The sequence below is a fragment of the Duganella paludis genome (assembly GCF_054461335.1).
The window spans coordinates 5,913,489-5,931,378 of record NZ_CM136922.1; the positions used below are offsets into that span (position 1 = coordinate 5,913,489).

Annotated in this window: 15 protein-coding genes and 1 pseudogene; 11 read left to right on the forward strand and 5 right to left on the reverse strand. The window is 62.8% G+C overall.

Going from position 1 to position 17,890, the window contains the following annotated elements; all coding sequences use genetic code 11:
• Positions 1-14 precede the first annotated feature (14 nt).
• From mshL to ACXZ1M_RS26210, 3 genes are read left to right on the forward strand one after another with little or no spacing between them, the layout of a single operon-like run.
• Complete coding sequence (mshL, locus tag ACXZ1M_RS26200; protein ID WP_459050526.1) at positions 15-1,784, forward strand: pilus (MSHA type) biogenesis protein MshL; 1,770 nt, start codon at positions 15-17, stop codon at positions 1,782-1,784.
• A 2-nt stretch (positions 1,785-1,786) separates the two neighbouring features.
• Complete coding sequence (locus ACXZ1M_RS26205) at positions 1,787-2,680, forward strand: ExeA family protein (RefSeq protein WP_459050527.1); 894 nt, start codon at positions 1,787-1,789, stop codon at positions 2,678-2,680.
• Positions 2,677-3,819 carry a tetratricopeptide repeat protein gene (locus tag ACXZ1M_RS26210; protein ID WP_459050528.1) on the forward strand — a complete coding sequence of 381 codons (1,143 nt, stop codon included), beginning with the start codon at positions 2,677-2,679 and terminating at the stop codon, positions 3,817-3,819. Before ACXZ1M_RS26205 ends, ACXZ1M_RS26210 begins: the two co-directional genes overlap by 4 nt.
• Before the next feature lie 5 nt (positions 3,820-3,824).
• Here ACXZ1M_RS26210 and ACXZ1M_RS26215 read toward each other — a convergent pair whose 3' ends face one another.
• Genes ACXZ1M_RS26215 through ACXZ1M_RS26225 form a run of 3 tightly spaced genes read right to left on the reverse strand, consistent with a single transcriptional unit; the run spans position 3,825 to position 6,461 of the window.
• Positions 3,825-4,805 carry an HD-GYP domain-containing protein gene (locus ACXZ1M_RS26215; protein WP_459050529.1) on the reverse strand — a complete coding sequence of 327 codons (981 nt, stop codon included), beginning with the start codon at positions 4,803-4,805 and terminating at the stop codon, positions 3,825-3,827.
• Positions 4,806-4,819: 14 nt separating this feature from the next.
• On the reverse strand, positions 4,820-5,998 hold the full coding sequence (locus tag ACXZ1M_RS26220; protein WP_459050530.1) for a pyridoxal phosphate-dependent aminotransferase: 1,179 nt from the start codon (positions 5,996-5,998) through the stop codon (positions 4,820-4,822).
• A 25-nt stretch (positions 5,999-6,023) separates the two neighbouring features.
• Positions 6,024-6,461: a putative toxin-antitoxin system toxin component, PIN family gene (locus tag ACXZ1M_RS26225; RefSeq protein ID WP_459050531.1), complete on the reverse strand. Its 438-nt coding sequence runs from the start codon at positions 6,459-6,461 to the stop codon at positions 6,024-6,026.
• Positions 6,462-6,498: 37 nt separating this feature from the next.
• Between ACXZ1M_RS26225 and yaaA the strand changes: the two genes are divergently transcribed.
• Positions 6,499-7,269, forward strand: a complete 771-nt coding sequence (gene yaaA, locus ACXZ1M_RS26230) for a peroxide stress protein YaaA (RefSeq protein ID WP_459050532.1) — start codon at positions 6,499-6,501, stop codon at positions 7,267-7,269.
• A 38-nt stretch (positions 7,270-7,307) separates the two neighbouring features.
• On the opposite strand, the gene ACXZ1M_RS26235 is transcribed toward yaaA, so the two are convergent.
• The gene (locus ACXZ1M_RS26235) at positions 7,308-8,123 is read right to left on the reverse strand and encodes an outer membrane protein assembly factor BamD (RefSeq protein ID WP_459050533.1); all 816 of its coding nucleotides are present in this window, start codon (positions 8,121-8,123) and stop codon (positions 7,308-7,310) included.
• Positions 8,124-8,210: 87 nt separating this feature from the next.
• Here ACXZ1M_RS26235 and ACXZ1M_RS26240 point away from each other — a divergent pair, with 87 nt between their 5' ends.
• Complete coding sequence (locus ACXZ1M_RS26240; protein ID WP_459050534.1) at positions 8,211-9,221, forward strand: RluA family pseudouridine synthase; 1,011 nt, start codon at positions 8,211-8,213, stop codon at positions 9,219-9,221.
• The gene (gene pgeF, locus ACXZ1M_RS26245) at positions 9,221-10,009 is read left to right on the forward strand and encodes a peptidoglycan editing factor PgeF (RefSeq protein WP_459050535.1); all 789 of its coding nucleotides are present in this window, start codon (positions 9,221-9,223) and stop codon (positions 10,007-10,009) included. The genes ACXZ1M_RS26240 and pgeF overlap by 1 nt, the downstream gene beginning before the upstream one ends.
• 2 nt (positions 10,010-10,011) lie before the next feature.
• On the opposite strand, the gene ACXZ1M_RS26250 is transcribed toward pgeF, so the two are convergent.
• The gene (locus ACXZ1M_RS26250) at positions 10,012-10,209 is read right to left on the reverse strand and encodes a hypothetical protein (protein WP_459050536.1); all 198 of its coding nucleotides are present in this window, start codon (positions 10,207-10,209) and stop codon (positions 10,012-10,014) included.
• 29 nt (positions 10,210-10,238) lie between these two features.
• Here ACXZ1M_RS26250 and phaC point away from each other — a divergent pair, with 29 nt between their 5' ends.
• The 5 genes and pseudogenes from phaC to ACXZ1M_RS26275 all read left to right on the forward strand — a co-directional run bounded on the left by phaC (position 10,239) and on the right by ACXZ1M_RS26275 (position 17,827).
• Positions 10,239-11,957 (forward strand): class I poly(R)-hydroxyalkanoic acid synthase, encoded by a 1,719-nt coding sequence (phaC, locus tag ACXZ1M_RS26255; RefSeq protein ID WP_459050537.1) that lies wholly within the window; start codon positions 10,239-10,241, stop codon positions 11,955-11,957.
• A 203-nt stretch (positions 11,958-12,160) separates the two neighbouring features.
• Positions 12,161-12,718 (forward strand): polyhydroxyalkanoate synthesis repressor PhaR, encoded by a 558-nt coding sequence (gene phaR / locus ACXZ1M_RS26260; protein WP_373992000.1) that lies wholly within the window; start codon positions 12,161-12,163, stop codon positions 12,716-12,718.
• 431 nt (positions 12,719-13,149) lie between these two features.
• Complete coding sequence (locus tag ACXZ1M_RS26265) at positions 13,150-13,842, forward strand: PEP-CTERM sorting domain-containing protein (RefSeq protein WP_459050538.1); 693 nt, start codon at positions 13,150-13,152, stop codon at positions 13,840-13,842.
• 178 nt (positions 13,843-14,020) lie between these two features.
• A pseudogene (locus ACXZ1M_RS26270) lies at positions 14,021-14,689 on the forward strand (NF038120 family PEP-CTERM protein); the annotation flags it as partial.
• Between the two features lie 216 nt (positions 14,690-14,905).
• Positions 14,906-17,827, forward strand: a complete 2,922-nt coding sequence (locus tag ACXZ1M_RS26275) for a S8 family peptidase (RefSeq protein ID WP_459054076.1) — start codon at positions 14,906-14,908, stop codon at positions 17,825-17,827.
• Positions 17,828-17,890: the final 63 nt, after the last annotated feature.

Below are 17,890 nucleotides of genomic sequence, written 5' to 3' on the forward strand. Positions count from 1 at the left end.
CGCAAAGAACGCTCATGCAAAAAATTCTGACCATTGCTATCGTGACGCTGCTGCTCGGCGGCTGCCAGACGCCGTCCACGCGGGATACCTACGACAAGATCAACAGCGAAGTCAACGCCGCCAGCGCCCGGCCGGCCGTCGTCACCCAGAGCGACGCCGTGGCCAGCGCCTTGCTGCCGCCGGTGTCGCAACTGGCCGACCAGCTGCCGAAGGCGCGCGCGGTGCTGGATGAGCGCTTCAACGTCTCGTTCAACAACGTGCCGGTGCAACAGTTCTACAACTCCATCGTGGCCGGCACCCGCTACAACATGCTGATCAACCCTGAGGTGACCGGCAACATCACCGCCAACCTGAAGGACGTGACGCTGTTCGAGGCGCTCGACGCCGTGCGCGAGTTGTACGGCTACGACTACAAGGTGGAAGGCACGCGCATCTACATCCGTCCGCTGACCATGCAGACCAAGATGTTCAAGATTAACTACCTGACCGCCGTCCGCAAGGGCGGGTCGAGCCTGCGCGTGTCGTCGACCTCGGTGGCCAATGCCGGTACCAGCAACAGCGGCGGCCAGAACAACAACGGTTCGGGCGGCAATAACAACAATAACAATAACAACGGCTCCGATCCGAACAATCCCAACGGCGGCGGTTCGCAGTCGCAGCGCGACTCGGCCAATGTCTCGACCCGCTCGGAAAGCGACTTCTGGCTGGAACTGAAGACCGCGCTGGACGCACTGGTCGCCACCGGCAAGGACGGCCGCAACGTCACCATCAGCCCGCAGTCGGGCGTGATCGTGATCCGCGCCATGCCGGAAGAGCTGCGCAATGTGGACATGTATCTGCGCGCCACCCAGCTGTCGGTGGACCGCCAGGTGATCCTGGAAGCGAAGATCCTGGAAGTGGAGTTGAACAGCAACTTCCAGAGCGGCGTCAACTGGGCGGCGTTCGGCAAGTTTGCTGCCGGCGGCAACAACCGCTTCTCGGCCGGCACGCTGCAGCCGGGGTCCACCCTGGGGCCGTTGGGCACGCCGCTGAGCAGCACCGGTCCGGCCGGCATCAGCGCCACGCCGGGCAGCCTGATTGGCGCGTCGGCCGATGCCGTCGGTTCGCTGTTCGGCATGGCTTTCCAGACCAGCAATTTCGCCGCGCTGATTTCCTTCCTCGAAGGGCAGGGCACGGTGCATGTGCTGTCCAGCCCACGCATTGCGACGATGAACAATCAAAAGGCGCTGCTGAAAATCGGCACCGATGAATTTTTTGTGACCGGCGTCAGCACCACCACGACCACCAACAGCTCCGGCGGCGGCACCAGCTCGCCAACCGTGACGCTGCAGCCGTTCTTCTCCGGCGTGGTGCTGGATGTGACGCCGCAGATCGATGAAGAGGGCAATATCCTGCTGCACGTTCACCCATCGGTCAGCCAGGTGTCGACCGTGAACAAGGGCTTGAACCTCGGCTCGCTGGGCAACTTCAACCTGCCGCTGGCGGCGTCGTCGACTTCGGAAATGGACAGCATGGTGCGCGGCCAGAACGGCCAAGTGGTGGCGATCGGCGGCTTGATGCGCCAGGCCACGACCACCGACCGTTCCGGCGTGCCGGGCGCGAACAGCGTGCCGGTGCTGGGCGCGCTGTTCGGCAGCAAGAGCGAAGTGGTCCAGAAACGCGAACTGGTGGTGCTGATCAAGCCGACCGTGATCGAATCGTCGTCGGACTGGAATCAGGATTTGCTCGATAGCGGCCGCCGCATGAAAGAGCTCGATCCAGGCCGTGCCAAGGGACGCAACTGATCATGTACAGCAAACACTTCGGCCTGCGCGAGGCGCCGTTCAGCATCACGCCGGATACCAGCTACTTCTTCACCAGTCCGCATTCGCAAGAGGCGTTAAACACCTTGCTGGTGGCGGCCAAGAGCGGCGAAGGGTTTATCAAGATCACCGGCGAGGTGGGCACCGGCAAGACGCTGCTGTGCCGTAAGTTCATCGCCACCATCGGCCCGGAATTTGTGACGGCCTACATTCCGAATCCCTATCTCGAGCCGCGCACGCTGATGCTGGCTCTGGCCGATGAGCTGGAAGTGCCGCTGGAACGCGATGTGGACCAGCACCAGTTGCTGAAGTCGATCACGCACCGTCTGATGGACCTGGCGCGTGACGGCAAGCGGGTGTTGCTGCTGCTCGATGAAGCGCAGGCGATTCCGACCGAGAGCCTGGAAGCGTTGCGCCTGCTGACCAACCTGGAAACCGAAAAGCGCAAGCTGCTGCAGATCGTGCTGTTCGGCCAGCCGGAACTGAACCAGCATTTGCAGGAAAATTCGATCCGCCAACTGGCGCAGCGCATCACCTTCCATTACCACCTTGGACCTTTGTCGCGCGATGATATCGAATACTATCTGGCGCACCGCCTGCGCATCGCAGGCTATGCGGGCGGACGCCTGTTCAGCCGTGGGGCGATCGCCGGCTTGTATAAATCCAGCGGCGGCATTCCGCGCCTGGTGAACATCATGGCCAACAAGGCTTTGATGCTGTGCTTTGGCGAAGGCAAGCGGCAGGTGACCCGTCGCCATGTCAACCTGGCCGCCAGCGACACGGTAACGCCGGCCAAGCGCATGCGCTGGGCCTGGATGGCGGCTGGCGTGGGCCTGCTGATTGCCGCTTGCGGCCTGACCTGGGCGTTGACCAAATGAGCCTGATTAATAAAATGCTGCAGGACCTGGATGCGCGCGGCGGCGAGGGCGCGTCGGCCATGCAACAGGAACAAGTGAAGGCGGTGCCGCAGACGGAGCGCGAGCGTCGTCCGCTGTTGTTGGGCGGTGCCGCGCTGGGCGTGCTGGTGCTGGCCGCCGGCGGCTGGTATGGCTGGCAGTGGTGGCAGGCGCGCAGCGCGCCGCCGGCGGCGACCATGGCAAAGGTGATCGATAACCGCGTGCCGAACAAGCAGCGCTTCCAGGAGCCGCCTTCGGCCGTCACGGCTGAGCCGTCGTCGGCTTCGGCCCACGCAGCCGTGGCGGAGGCCAAGCCTGAAGTGGAGGCGGTGCCGCCATCGGTTGCCGCCAAGCCGAAACGTGCGGCGCCCGAGACGACGGACTATGCGGAACATGCGGAGCGTGGCGAGGCTGCGCCGCGCAAGCGCAGCGCGGAACGTGGCGATCGCGTAGCGCGTGCTGAGCGCACTGATAGCGCCGAGCCGGTGCGTCCGCGCAAAGCCGCCGCGCCGGCTGCGAAAGCGGAAGACGGCGTGGTGGTGCGCGAGCTGACGCCAAAACAGATGTCGGACAATAGTTATCGCCGCGCCCTGGCCGCCTTGCAGGAAGGCCGCGTGAGCGCGGCGCTGGCCGATCTGGACAAGTCCGTCGAAATCGATCCGCGCAACGAAGCCGCGCGCCAGACCTACGTCAGCCTGCTACTGGAAAACCGCCGCACCGATGACGCTATCCGCCAGCTGCGCCTGGCGCTGGGTGTCGATCCGCGTCAACCGGGGCTGGCGATGGTGCTGGCGCGGCTGCAACTGGAGAAGGGCGAACCGGCCCTCGATACGCTGCTGAAGACCTTGCCATACGCAGGCAACAACGCCGACTATCACGCCTTCCTGGCCGGTGTGCTGCAACGCCAGCAAAAACACGCCGACGCCGCCGAACACTATCGGCATGCGCTGCAATTGGCGCCGCAAAACGGCGTGTGGTGGATGGGATTGGGCATCTCGTTGCAGGCGGACCAGCATCTGCCCGAGGCGCGCGAAGCCTTTGTCCGCGCGCGCGGCGCCGCCGGCCTCACGCCCGAACTGCGCTCCTTCGTCGAGCGCAAGATCGAACAGCTCTCCCGCTAAATCGCCTACAGGCTGGCCTGCGGGCCCCAGATCTGCTTCATGCTGAAGCGGATCGAGGCCTGGTCCTCGCTGAGCGCCTCGGCAATGCAGCAACCGTCGTCGGTACGGCGTTGCGCCGCCGGTGACAGCACGCCGCCCGCCGGGTCGCGCAGACAGTGGACGGTGCGCGCCTCGCCGCCGTCCAGCCGCTGGCTGACCACGCCGATCTCGCCGCTCTCCAAACGCACCAGGCAGCCCGGCGGGAAATCGCCGAGCTCGCGCTGGAAATACTGCGCCAGCGTCGGATCGACCGGCGCCGCCTTGTCCTCGATCAGGTTGCGCAGCGCTTGCTGCGCCGGCAGCGAGCGCCGGTAATTGCGCGCCGACACCTGCGCGCAATAGCGGTCGGCCAGGCTGAGCAGCTTGGCGTTCAAGGTCACCTGCGGGCTGGCGATGCCGGCCGGGTAGCCGCTGCCGACGTCGTTCTCATGGTGCATCAGCACGCAGGAAATCCAGTCGTCGTCCTCGATGCCCACGCAGCGCAGCATGTCCACGCTTTCCTCGGGATGGCGGCGCACAATGGCCATTTCCTCGCTGCTCAGCGGCGTGTTCTTGTTCTGGAAGGTTTCGTGATGGCGCAGCATGCCGACGTTCATGGTCAGGGCGGCGGCCGTCACGGTCAGCGTATCGACCGCGCTCAGTTCCATGGCGCGCGCGATCACCACCGTCACCACTGCGGTTTCGATGCAGTGGCGCACCGCATAGGTGCCGTTGATCTGGCTGAGGAAGATGCAGGCCAGCGCGATGTCCGGATTGATGGCCACGGCCTGGATCACCTCGCGCGCGATGTCGCGGATTTCGCTTTCGGCGTTGTGCTCGTTGCGCAGGTTGTGCAGCAGGCGTTCCAGCAGGCGGTTGCACAGGTTGAGCTGATGCAGCACCGACGGCGTGGATTCCGCAAACGCCGGCGCCTCCAGCGGCGATTGCAGTTGATTTGCTTCGGACATGATTCGATCCCGATCTACACTTTGCCCAGTCGCTCCAATGCGAGCGCCAAGGTCTCATCTTTTTTGGCAAAACAGAAGCGCACGATGCCGGACTCCTTGCCTTGCTGGTAAAAGGCCGATACTGGAATTGCCGCCACCTTGATTTCGGTGGTCAGCCACTCCGCGAATTCGGCCTCGGTTTGTGTAGAGATTTTATCGTAGCGCACGCATTGGAAGTAGGTACCGTCGGCTGGCAACAACTCAAAACGTGTATTTTTCAAGCCATCGCGGAACAGATCGCGCTTGCGCTGGTAAAACGCCGGCAATTCCAGGTAGGGCTTGGGATCGGCCATGTAGCTGGCGATGCCGTGCTGCATGGGCGTATTCACGCTGAACACATTGTATTGGTGGACCTTGCGGAACTCCGCCATCATCGTGGCCGGCGCGGCGACGTAGCCGACCTTCCAGCCGGTGACGTGGTAGGTCTTGCCGAAGCTCGACACCACGAAGGCGCGCGCCGCCAGTTCCGGGTGGCGGCTGACCGACTCGTGCTGGTGGCTGTCGTAGACCATGTGTTCGTAGACTTCGTCCGACAGGATCAGCACGTCGGTGCCGCGCACGATGTCGGCCAGTGCCTGCATGTCGGCCGCGCGCAGCACGGTGCTGGTGGGATTGTGCGGCGTGTTGATGATGATCAGGCGGGTTTTGCCGTTGACGGCGGCGGCCACCTTGGCCCAGGGCACGGTGTAGCCGTCGGCGCCCAGTTCCATCTCCACCGCAACCGGCACGCCGCCGGCCAGGGTAATCGCCGGCACATAGCTGTCGTACACCGGTTCGATGACCACCACCTCGTCGCCCGGATGGACGCAGCAGAAGATCGCCGTGGTCAGCGCCTGGGTGGCTCCGGCGGTGACGGTGATTTCGCTATCGACGTGGTACTGGTGGCCGTACAAGGCCGCGATCTTGGCGACGATGGCCTGGCGCAGCACCGGCGCGCCGTTCATGGGCGGATACTGGTTGAAATCGGCCTGCATGGCCTCGGTCACCGCGTTCATCAGGTTGCGTTCACAGCCGAAGTCGGGGAAGCCCTGACCGAGGTTGACGGCGCCCGCTTGCGCGGCCAGCACCGACATGCGGGTGAAAACAGTGGTGCCAACCGCCGGCAGGCGGGTGGTCAGGGCAGGCGTCATCGGCAGGGTTGTGCGGCTATTCATGGTGGCTGAGTAGTGAACGGATAGCCTATTCTAGCGCAATCCACTTCTCCGGCAACATGACCTTGAACATCCCTTCGCGAGCCAGGCGGCGGGCCAGTTTCAGCAGCGCCTTATCCTTGGTGATCAGCACCTCGGCCTGGGCGTCGCGGGCGATTTCCAGGAACTTCTGGTCATCCTTGTCGGCGCACACCGGCAGGCGCACGCCGGACACGGGCGGCGCCACCACCTTGATCAGCGCGTCGAAGCGGGCCGAGGCCAGCGGGCGGCTGTCGTCGTCCAGCGGCAGGTGCTTGTAGTGGAGCACGATGTTGTACTCGTCGCGGCAATCGGAGCGGGTGACCGCCTCCAGCTCGCCGCTCTCGATGGCGGCCACCAGTTTTCCCCAGCGCGGATCGTTGAACACGAACAGGTCGAGGCAAACATTGGTATCGATGACGATGCGTTTCTTTGGAACAGGTATCATGTAGGGCTAGTTTTGTGAAAATGTTTTTTGGAATCTTATGCTGATAGTGCTTTCCCCGGCAAAAAGTCTCGACCTGGAGACTCCGCCAACCACCAAGCTGCACACCCAACCGTCGTTTCTGGACCACTCCGAGCAGCTGATCCACCGCCTGCGCGAATTTTCGCCGACCGAACTCGGTGAACTGATGGACCTGTCCGACAACCTGTCGGCGCTGAACGTGGCCCGCTACGCCTCATGGACCAAGGACACCAGCGAAGCGCGCCAGGCGGTGATGACCTTCAATGGCGACGTCTACGACGGCCTGGACGCCCGCACCCTGAAACCGGGCCAGCTCGACTACGCACAATCGCGCATCCGCATCCTGTCCGGGCTGTACGGCATGCTGCGGCCGCTGGACCTGATCCACCCGCACCGGCTGGAGATGGGCACGCGCCTGAGCACGCCGCACGGCAAGGACTTGTACAGCTTCTGGGGCGAGACCATTACCCAGGCCTTGAACCGGCAGGCGGCGGAGCAGGGCGCCGACACGCTGGTCAACCTGGCGTCGGAGGAATACTTCAAATCGGTCAAGCCGAAACTGCTGGACGTGCCGGTGATCACGCCGATGTTCGAGGACTGGAAGAACGGCAAATACAAGATCATCTCGTTCTACGCCAAGCGCGCGCGTGGCCTGATGGCGCGCTATGCGGCGGTCAAAAACATCACCGATCCGCAAAAGCTGAAGAAATTCAACGTCGACGGCTACACCTTCGATAAGAAGGACTCGGACGAAAAAACCTGGGTCTTCCGCCGCAGGATCGTTGAATAAAAAAACCGGGAGGCGACTCCCGGTTTTTTTACGTAGCTTTACATGCTGGCGTTCGAACTCCAGAACTTCCACCAGTGGCGCTCGGCTTTTTTACCCTCGTCCAGGAACTTGGAGTTCGGGTAGTTGAGCTTGAACACGCGTTCGGTGTCGTTCTTCAGTTCGGTCATGCCGAGCTTGTCGTAGCTGCGGATCATGATGAACAGAGCTTCCTCGATCGACGGCGAGTCGCGGAAGTCGCTCATGATGCCCATCGCGCGGTTGGCCGCAGCGAGGTAGGCGCCACGGCGGTAGTAGTAGCGCGCCACGTGGATTTCATACGACGCCATCGCATTCACCAGATATCGCATACGGGCCAGCCCATCCGGGGTATACTTACTCTCTGGGAATTTGGTGACCAACTCCTTGAAGGCGGCGTAAGCTTCACGCGTGGCCTTCGGGTCGCGCTCAGTCGCATCCTGTTCGTAGACGAAGTTCAGGAAGCTGATCTGGTCGTTGAAGCTGATCAGGCCACGCAGGTAGTACATGTAATCGACGTTGGTGTGGTTCGGGTGCAGCTTGATGAAGCGCTCAACCGATGCCAGGGCCTGTGCCTGATCCTGCGATTTGTAATAGGCGTAGGCGATATTCATCTGCGCCTGCTGGGCGTAGGTGCCGAAAGGATAGCTCGATTCCAGTCGTTCAAACAACTGAATTGCGCGCTCGTAGTGCTGACCTTCCAGTTCTTCGTTCGCCTCCGAGTATAATTTCGTCGCGCTCCAACCTTTTGTTTCGTCGGCTTTTTCAGAGAAAAGGCCGCAACCGGACAAACCAAGCAGGACTACTGTTGCTGCAATTACCGATAATTTTTTTTGCATATCTTTTGCAAGAAACTGTTTAACCAAAGTTTTACGAGGCTAATTATAGCCGATAGGATTACCGTGATATTAAACGCAAAGCCAAATTTGGCCGAATCTTCCTCCGAACTCGATATCGACGCCGAATTGGCGTTACACGACGACGATGACGACGGTCTGGCGCCGATCGAACTCGCACTGAGCCCTGAACATTGCGGCCAGCGCCTCGATAAAGTCATCTCCGGCCTGATCCCGCAATTTTCTCGCGGCCGCCTGCAAACCTGGATCACCGACGGCTTTGTCACGGTCGACGGCAAAACCCCGAAAAGCAACAAGGATACCGTCTACGGCGACGAGAAGATCGTCATTCTGCCCCAACCGGAGCCGGAAGACGAGGCTTTTAAGCCCGAACCGATAGAACTTAACATTGTTTTTGAAGATGAGCACCTGATTGTCGTGAATAAACCGGCTGGCCTGGTGGTTCACCCCGGCAACGGCAACTGGTCCGGCACGCTGCTCAACGGCCTGCTGCACCGCTATCCGCAGCTGAGCGGTGTGCCGCGCGCCGGCATCGTCCACCGCCTGGACAAGGATACCAGCGGCCTGATGGTGGTCGGCAAGACCCTGGCCGCCCAGACCGACCTGGTGCGCCAGTTGGCCGCGCGCACCGTCAAGCGCGAGTACTTCGCTTTGGTGTGGGGCACGCCGCGCATTAGCGGTACTATTGATGCTTCGATGGGACGCCACCCGCGCGAGCGCGTCAAGATGGCGGTCTCGACCTCCATGGGCTCGAAGCCGGCGATCACGCATTACACCTTGATCTCCAGCGGCAAGCTGGGCGAAGGCCGTCCCGTCAGCCTGGTGCAGTGCCGTCTGGAAACGGGCCGCACCCACCAGATCCGCGTGCACATGATGTCGATCGGCTTCCCGCTGGTCGGCGACACCGTCTACGGCAAGCCGCACCTGGCCGACTACTTCCCGCGCCAGGCGCTGCAAGCGCGCCGCCTGGGGCTGGTGCATCCGGCCACCGGCGAGCAATGCGAGTGGCAAGTGCCGCTGGCCGATGATTTTGCAGAATTGCTGGCCCGCGCCGGCATCGAGGAACCGGAAACGATTTAATGTCGATACAGCAGCAATGGTTGGTCCCGCACTGGCCGGGTTTGCCAGAACATATCGGTGTGCTGTCCACCACCCGGCGCGGTGGCGTCAGCCCTGCGCCGTATGACGATGGCATGGGCCGTGGCGGCCTCAACCTCGGCACCCACGTCGGCGACCAGCCGCACAACGTGGCGCACAACCGCGCCGTTCTCAGCGCTCAGCTGCCCAACGAACCGGCCTGGCTGGCGCAGGTGCATGGCACGGCCGTGGTCGACCTGGCCGAGGTGCGGCCGCAGCAGGTGCCGGAGGCGGACGCCAGCATGACCACCATGGCCGGCAAGGTCTGCGTCATCATGACCGCCGACTGCCTGCCGGTGCTGTTCTGCGACAAGCAGGGCAAGACCGTGGCCGCCGCCCATGCGGGCTGGCGCGGGCTGGCTTCCGGCGTGCTGGAAAATACGGTGGAGAGCATGCGCGCGGCCGGCGCCGGCGAGCTGATGGCCTGGATGGGGCCGGCCATCGGCGCCTACCAGTTCGAGGTCGGGCCGGACGTCAAGCAGGCGTTTCTTCTAGGCGCACGCGACGCCTCCGACCAGCGCCACGTGGAGGCGGCCTTCAGCGTCGTCGCCAGCCGGCCTGGCAAATACCTGGCCGATATCTATGGCTTGGCGCGCTACCTGCTGCACCGCGCTGGCGTGAAGGAAGTGCACGGCGGCGAATTCTGCACCGTGTCCAACTCCGGCCGTTTCTACTCCTACCGGCGCGACGGCGTCACGGGCCGCCAGGCCACGTTGATCTGGATCAAATGAACCTATTCCCCGGGCGCCTGGTCTTTTTGCAGGGCCGCCCGGCGGCGCGCTTTGCGCTTTCCCGTGCCCGCGATGTAAATCAAAGTCCCCAAGGGCAGCACGCAATAGAACAAAAACGTTACAATTCCCGCAATGATGGAAGTTTCCGTCAATGCCATGAGTCCGACCACGTAAATCCAAGCAATAGCAACAATCAGCATTGTGTTTAACTTACTTTAGGGAACCACACATGAATTTGCCCGATCCTCAAGCTATTGCCAACGCCTGGATGTCGCAGATGAGCGACCCTGGGCAATGGCAATCCTGGTTCACTACGGCGCCGGCGGTGGAGGCGCATCCGTTGGCCGCCATGATGCAGGATGTTGGCGCGCACATCAAGCCAGACGCCATGGAACGGCTGAAGAATGACTATCTGAACGATTTCGCCGGGCTATGGCAGGAATTCGTATCCGGCAAGACCCCGGCCGTGGGCGACCGCCGTTTCGCCTCGCCGGCGTGGCAAGGCAATCCGCTGACCGCCTTCAACGCGGCGGCCTACCTGCTGAACGCGAAATTCCTCAATGCCATGGTCGATACCGTGGAAGTGACGCCGCAGCAAAAGCAGAAGATCCGCTTTGCCGTGCAGCAGATCGTCGACGCCATGTCGCCCGCCAACTTCCTGGCCACCAATCCGGAAGCGCAGCAAAAGCTGATTGAAACCAAGGGCGAGAGCCTGACCAAGGGCCTGGCCAATATGCTGGCCGACATGAACAAGGGGCATATTTCGCTGTCCGACGAATCGGCCTTCGAGGTCGGCCGCAACCTGGCCATGACCGAAGGCACGGTGGTGTATGAAACGCCGCTGTTCCAGCTGATCCAGTACACGCCCAAGACCGCCACCGTCAACCAGACGCCGCTGCTGATGGTGCCGCCGTGCATCAACAAGTTCTACATCCTGGACTTGCAGCCGGAAAATTCGCTGGTACGCTACGCGGTGGAGCAGGGCAATACCGTGTTCCTGATTTCGTGGAGCAATCCCGATAAATCGCTGGCCCACACCACCTGGGACGACTACGTGGACAAGGGCGTGATCAACGCCATCCGCGCGGTGCAGGACATCAGCGGCCAGGAAAAACTGAATATGTTCGGCTTCTGCGTCGGCGGCACCATCGTCTCGACCGCGCTGGCGGTGCTGGCCGCGCGCGGCGAGCAGGTCGCCAACAGCCTGACCCTGCTGACCACCTTCCTCGACTTCAACGACACCGGCGTGCTGGATGTGTTTGTCGACGAAACGCAAGTCGCGCTGCGCGAGCAACAGCTCAAGGATGGCGGCCTGATGCCGGGCCGCGACCTGGCCAGCACCTTCTCCAGCCTGCGCCCTAACGACCTGGTGTGGAACTACGTGCAGTCGAACTACCTGAAGGGCAACGATCCGGCCGCCTTCGACCTGCTGTTCTGGAACTCGGACAGCACCAACCTGCCGGGGCCGATGTTCTGCTGGTACCTGCGCAATACCTATCTGGAAAACAAGCTCAAGACCGGCCAACTGGTGGTGGCGGGCGAGCGCGTGGAACTGGGCAAGATTGACGCGCCGGCCTTTATCTACGGCTCGCGCGAGGATCATATCGTGCCGTGGCCGTCGGCCTTTGATTCGTTGAGCATTCTCAATCCGGGCAAGGCCAAGGCCAACCGCTTCGTGCTGGGCGCGTCGGGCCACATCGCCGGCGTCATCAACTCGCCGGTGAAGAACAAGCGCAACTACTGGACCAACGACGGCGGCCAGGCCGGCAGCGCCGAAGCCTGGTTCGACGGCGCCACCGAAGTGGCGGGCAGCTGGTGGCCGGAATGGGCAGAGTTCCTGAACCAGAACGGCGGCAAGAAGGTCAAGCCCAAGGCCAAGCCGGGCAACGCCAAGTACCAGCCGATCGAGCCGGCGCCGGGACGTTATGTAAAGGTCAAGGCGGATTGACGTTGCAGGGGAGAAAAGCAGAAAGTTGATAAGCTGTAAAATTGGTTGCGTTGCAATAAAAGCCAAAAGTTATATCAGATTGTGCAAGACATGCTTTTTCCCCTCTATAATAAGTAAAGTAGGCACGCGGGAAGGGGACCATCCGTCCACCTTCTTTCCGATATTTAAGAGACATGCGCTGCGGCGCAATAAACGGACTTGTGATGAGTAGTGCGAAAAAAAATGCAGAGCGCCTGATTAAGAAATACCCTAACCGCCGTCTGTACGATACGCAGACCAGCTCCTACATCACGTTGACCGACGTGAAACAGCTGGTACTGGACAACGAGGAATTCACCGTTGTCGACGCCAAGACCAGCGAAGACCTGAGCCGCAGCATCCTGCTGCAGATCATCCTGGAAGAAGAGGCGAGCGGTGCGCCCATGTTCTCCAGCGACGTGCTGGCCCAGATCATCCGTTTCTACGGCCACGCCATGCAGGGCATGATGGGCTCCTACCTGGAAAAGAACGTCCAGGCGTTCACCGACATCCAGCGCAAATTCACCAGCACCGCCGTCGGTGGCCAGCCGTTCAGCCCTGAAATGTGGACCCAGTTCATGAACGTCCAGGGTCCGATGATGCAGGGCATGATGAACAACTACATCGACCAGAGCAAGAGCCTGTTCGTGCAGATGCAGGAGCAGATGCAAAGCCAGAGCAAAAACCTGTTCGGCACCTTCCCATTCGTCCCGGTCCCACCGACCCCGACCGACAAGAAATAAACGCCGACCATTCCGGCAAGAACGGCACAGCTGCTCTCGCCCTGTGCCGTTTTTTATTGCTCACATAGGTTAGCGCTATCAAAATCAGCGATTCAACTAGGAAAATCCGGCCGTTTCCTTACGTCATGAAAACCATTTTAAATATAAAACAAAGTTGGTTATTTACTTTTTGTTACAGAAATTAATTTTCCTTTAAATAAACGAAATATCCGGAGTAATCAATGATATATAGGTAAAAACACGTAGCTTGTTTGATGTTAAAACATTATTTATTTGTCATTTTTACGCTTGTATAGACCTGTGTGTCACGCATCCAACATCGCTAAAATCGTTAACATTTTTTTATTTGATAGCGCTACAAACGGTCGTAGTATCGGCCTTGCAAATCGCCATTGATTCATTCGGATCAATGAACTTGAAGGAGCTTAAAAATGAAAAAACTGATGTTGGCACTGTCCCTGATCACCGCCTTCGGCGCCGCCCCTGCGTACGCCTACGAGGGCTTTGTCGAGACCGAGCGCGAGTTCAAGCTGATCACCTGGGGTGAGAAAGTGACGACCGAGAGCTTCGAGGGCAGCTATGTGCAGAACGGCCAGTCGTGGGACTACGGCGACGTCACCGTCAGCTGCGCCGGCCAGTATTGCGACAGCGGCAGCCCGTATTTCACCGGCGGCCCGACCGACAAGTTCGGTCAGTCGGACGGCAGCCACGCCGTGTATTTCGGCGCGCCGGATACCTTGACCTTCACCTTCGACCGTCCGGTCAGCAAGCTGGCGTTCGACGTCTGGGGCCTGGCGACCATCTTCAACGCCCCGGGCGGCGCGCCGATCCCGTCGGCGCTGACGGTGACCTACGTCAACGGTTCGCACGACTTCTTCAGCGGCTACGCCTCGAACGGCAACCCGGAGTTCTTCCTGTTTGCCGCCGCCTATTTCTCCGAGCCGATCACCTCCATCACCATCACCGGCCAGGTGGAAGGCGACGGCATCTACCTGGACCGCCTGCAGTACGTGATGGCGCCGGTGCCTGAGCCAACCACCTGGGCCATGCTGATGGGCGGCCTGGGCCTGCTGGGCGTGTTCGGCCGCCGCGCACAAAAAAAAGGAGAACGCGCGGCAGCTTGAGGTGGTGGCACGGGTGTTCGTAGAGCCACGAGCATCGACATTGATTCCATATCGATAGGGTAGAAGAATGAAGAAAATCAGAAATCATCGGCACCGATGCGCCCACCAGGCGCACGGCATGCTGGGAAAACTGGCCGGCACCTTGGGTGCCATCGCGTTGCTGACCGCAGCGCCGGCCATGGCGGACGTCATTACGTTTGACGGCCAGAAACCGGATGTGTTTGTCGGCGGCGACGCCATCAACGAACTCGGGTATGACCTGCTGGTGTTGGAGGGGCCCTACACGGCGGCCCACGGGATCTCCAGTACCTCGGGCGCCATCCTCGATTCTGCCGACCGCTACAGCTGCGATATCGTATCGTGCCCGGTCGGCGACGGCAGCAAGTACTACGCCGGCCTCGGCGACGGCGGCTTCAGTCTGAGCCGCACCGATGGCAAGGCGTTCAGCCTGTCCAGCCTGGACTTCGCCTTCATCGCGCCGCTCAGCGTGCGGGACGGCAGCTACGGCCAGTTGGTGCTGAGCGGCGTGCGCGCCGGCGGCGGCACCAGCCTGCTGGCGCTCGACCTGCCGGGCCAGGACAGCAACGATAATTTCACCTTCAAAAACGCCTTGCTCGGTTCGGCCTTCAACGGCGCCGGCCTGCTCAGTGTGACCTTCAGCGCCTGCCTGTTCGACGACAGCGGCGCCTGTGTCAACTCGCTCGACCAGCCGGCCTATGGCCAGGCCCAGTTCGCGGTCGACAACCTCAGCATCAGCGCGGTGCCGGAGCCTGAAACCTGGGCCATGATGCTGGCCGGCCTGGGCGGCGTAGGCCTGGCGGCGCGGCGGCGCCGGCGCAAGGCTGCGGCCGTGGTGCTGGGCCTGGCGTCGCTGTCGGCGCAGGCCCAGGCCGACGACGGCCGCCGCTCCTACCTGGTGCAGTTGGCCGACAAGCCGGTGGCCGGTTACACCGGCCAGGTGGCCGGCCTGGCGGCGACCAAGCCGGCACCGGGCCAGCGCCTGAACGCCGACGCCGCCGACGTGCAAGCCTACATCGGCTACCTGGAACGCAAGAAGGCCGACGTGCTGAACACGGTCAGCGCGGCCGAAGTGACTCACAAGTACAACGTGGTGTTCAACGGCTTTGCCGCCATGCTCAGCGAGTCCGAAGTGCGCGCGCTGAAAAAGAACAGCGGCGTGGCCAAAATCAGCGTCGACAACTTGCTCGAACTGCACACCAGCTACACCCCGGCCTTTCTGGGCCTGAGCCAGCCCGGCGGCCTGTGGTCGCAACTGGGCGGGCAGGGCGCGGCCGGCGAGGACATCATCATCGGCATCGTCGACAGCGGTGTGTGGCCGGAGAATCCGGCCTTTGCCGACCACGTCGACCAGAACGGCTTGCCGACCTTCAACGGCGGCACGCTGGCCTACGACGCGCCGCCGGCCAGCTGGAAAGGCAGTTGCGACACCGGCGAGGGGTTCGGCGCCAGCAGCTGCAACAACAAGCTGATCGGCGCACGCTATTTCAAGCATCCATTGATGACGCTGCACTGGAGCGAGTTCAACTCCGCGCGCGATTCGCTGGGCGCGCCGTCCGGCAGCGGCGGCCACGGCACCCACACCTCGACCACCGCCGGCGGCAACGCCGGCGTCGGCGCGGTGGTCGGCGGCGTGCCGCTGGCCACCTTGTCGGGCATCGCGCCGCGTGCGCGCATCGCCGCCTACAAGGTGTGCTGGACGGCGCCGAGCGGCCAGTCCGGTTGCCCCAGCTCCGACAGCGTGGCCGCGATCGAGCAGGCGGTGCTGGACGGCGTCAACGTCATCAACTTCTCGATCGGCCCGACGGCCGGCGGCGGCGAGTTCGACGACCCGACCGAGCTGGCCTTCCTGGAGGCGGCCAATGCCGGCGTGTTCGTCGCCGCCTCGGCCGGCAATTCCGGCCCCGGATCGGGGGCGCCGGCGCCGGCCTCGCACATCAGCCCCTGGCTGACGACGGTGGGCAACTCGACTCATAACCGCACCTACAGCGCCACCGCCAGCCTCGGCAACGGCAGCAAGCTGACCGGCGCATCGAGCAACGCCAACACCGAGTCCGCCAGGCTGATCCTGGCCAAGGACGCCGGCAAGGCCGGCGTGCCGGCGGGCGACCTCAGCCTGGCGCGCTGCTACGGCGCGGCCGACGAGGTGGCGGCGCTGCTCGATCCGGCCAAGGTGAAGGACAAGATCCTGGTCTGCGACCGTGGCGCCAACGCGCTCATCAACAAGAGCGCCAATGCCAAGGCGGCCGGTGCCGCCGGGGTGGTGATCGTCAACGTCGACGGCGGCGCCACCACGGTGCTGAACGCGGCGCACTCGCTGTCGGCCGTGCATCTGTCGCTGGCCGATGGCAAGACGCTGAAGTCGTATGTCGCCTCGGCGCCGACCACGGCCACCGCCGCGCTGGGCGAGGTCAAGATGGTGATCGACCCCAACCTGCCGGCGCCGGTGATGAGCGATTCGTCGTCGCGTGGGCCGAACGTGGCCAATGCCAACATCCTGAAGCCCGACTTGGCCGCGCCCGGCACCGACATCCTGGCCGGCGTCACGCCCGCCTTGAGCAAGGCGGAGCGCGCCGCCGTCGTGATCGACGGCAAAGCCAGCAAGGTCGACTGGGCGTTCTACTCCGGCACCTCGATGGCCTCGCCGCACGTGGCCGGCATCGCCGCCCTGATCAAGCAGCGCCATCCGGACTGGAGTCCGGCCGCCATCAAGTCGGCGCTGATGACCACCGCCGCCGACACCAAGCCGGACGGCCGCAGCGGCTCGCTGGGCTGGGACAGCAGCGCGCTCGACACCGGCACCTTGCCGTGGGCGCAGGGGGCAGGGCAGGTGGTGCCGACGTCGGCCGCCGATCCCGGCCTGGTCTACGATGCCGACGAGAGCGACTACATCCGCTTCCTGTGCGGCCAGGGTCTTGACGTCTACTCGGCGGCTACCTGCCAGAGCTACGGCAGCATCCAGCCGTACAACCTGAACCTGCCGTCGCTGACCGCCGCCTCGGTAGTCGGCACGCAGACGCTGAACCGCACCGTGACCAATGTGGGCCAGTCCAACGCCACCTACACGGCACAAGCCAGCGTGCCGGGCTTCGCGGTGGAAGTGCAGCCGGCCACGCTCACGCTGGCGCCGGGCGCCAAGGGAACGTTCAAGGTCAGGCTGACGCGCACCACGGCGCCGCTGGAAACCTGGACCTACGGCTCGCTACTGTGGTCGGACGGTAACGGCCACAAGGTGCGCAGCCCGATCAGTGCGCGCGGTGCGGCGCTGGCAATCCTGCCGCAGGTGTATAGCGAAGCGGCCACGGGCAGCAAGGTGCTGACCATCGGCACCGGCTTCAATGGCTCGCTGACGGGCGTGAAAACCGGCCTGGTGGCGGCGACCCAGACCAGCGGCAGTATCGGCCAATACACGTCCGATGCGGCGGCGGTCGCGGCTTGCCGTGGCAATGGCGGTCCGGGCGTGAACGTCAAGCCCTTGGTGGTCCCGCCCGGCACCATGGTGCTGAGGGTAGGGCTGTACGCGGCCGACACCAGCGGCGGCGACAACAGCGACCTCGACCTGGGGCTGCTGCTGCCGGACGGCGTCGGCCTGTTCGCCAGCACCACCACCGGTGCGACCGAGTCGATACAGTTGAACAATCCCGCAGCGGGCACCTACAAGGTGTGCGTGTTCGGTTATGACCCGGAGGGCGGCCAGGCCGAGTACAAGCTGTCGCAATGGGTGCTGAACGCGGGCAACACCGGCGGCAACTTCAAGGTCACCTTGCCGGGCATCTCCTACGTGAACGGCACCGGCACCGTGGGTATGAGCTGGTCCGGCCTGGAAACCGGCAAGCGCTACTTGGGCGCGGTGAACTACATGCTGGGCGCGGCGCGCAAGGGCACCACGACGCTGGAGGTCGATACCAGCGAACCGTTGCCAAAAGTGAACAGCGTGCACGCAGGTGTGCGCGCCTTCGTTGACTAAGTAATTCGCTCCGAAAAACAGGGCGGCGCCGCCAGCGCCGCCCTTTATTTTTAGCGAATGTCG

Excerpts from the sequence above, each read along its gene's own strand:
- phaR (WP_373992000.1), top strand. The coding sequence starts at position 12,161 with ATGAGTAGTGCGAAAAAAAATGCAGAGCGCCTGATTAAGAAATACCCT.
- ACXZ1M_RS26225 (WP_459050531.1), bottom strand. The coding sequence starts at position 6,461 with ATGATACCTGTTCCAAAGAAACGCATCGTCATCGATACCAATGTTTGC.
- ACXZ1M_RS26265 (WP_459050538.1), top strand. The coding sequence starts at position 13,150 with ATGAAAAAACTGATGTTGGCACTGTCCCTGATCACCGCCTTCGGCGCC.
- ACXZ1M_RS26210 (WP_459050528.1), top strand. The coding sequence starts at position 2,677 with ATGAGCCTGATTAATAAAATGCTGCAGGACCTGGATGCGCGCGGCGGC.
- ACXZ1M_RS26250 (WP_459050536.1), bottom strand. The coding sequence starts at position 10,209 with ATGCTGATTGTTGCTATTGCTTGGATTTACGTGGTCGGACTCATGGCA.
- ACXZ1M_RS26205 (WP_459050527.1), top strand. The coding sequence starts at position 1,787 with ATGTACAGCAAACACTTCGGCCTGCGCGAGGCGCCGTTCAGCATCACG.
- pgeF (WP_459050535.1), top strand. The coding sequence starts at position 9,221 with ATGTCGATACAGCAGCAATGGTTGGTCCCGCACTGGCCGGGTTTGCCA.
- mshL (WP_459050526.1), top strand. The coding sequence starts at position 15 with ATGCAAAAAATTCTGACCATTGCTATCGTGACGCTGCTGCTCGGCGGC.
- phaC (WP_459050537.1), top strand. The coding sequence starts at position 10,239 with ATGAATTTGCCCGATCCTCAAGCTATTGCCAACGCCTGGATGTCGCAG.
- ACXZ1M_RS26215 (WP_459050529.1), bottom strand. The coding sequence starts at position 4,805 with ATGTCCGAAGCAAATCAACTGCAATCGCCGCTGGAGGCGCCGGCGTTT.
- yaaA (WP_459050532.1), top strand. The coding sequence starts at position 6,499 with ATGCTGATAGTGCTTTCCCCGGCAAAAAGTCTCGACCTGGAGACTCCG.
- ACXZ1M_RS26235 (WP_459050533.1), bottom strand. The coding sequence starts at position 8,123 with ATGCAAAAAAAATTATCGGTAATTGCAGCAACAGTAGTCCTGCTTGGT.
- ACXZ1M_RS26220 (WP_459050530.1), bottom strand. The coding sequence starts at position 5,998 with ATGAATAGCCGCACAACCCTGCCGATGACGCCTGCCCTGACCACCCGC.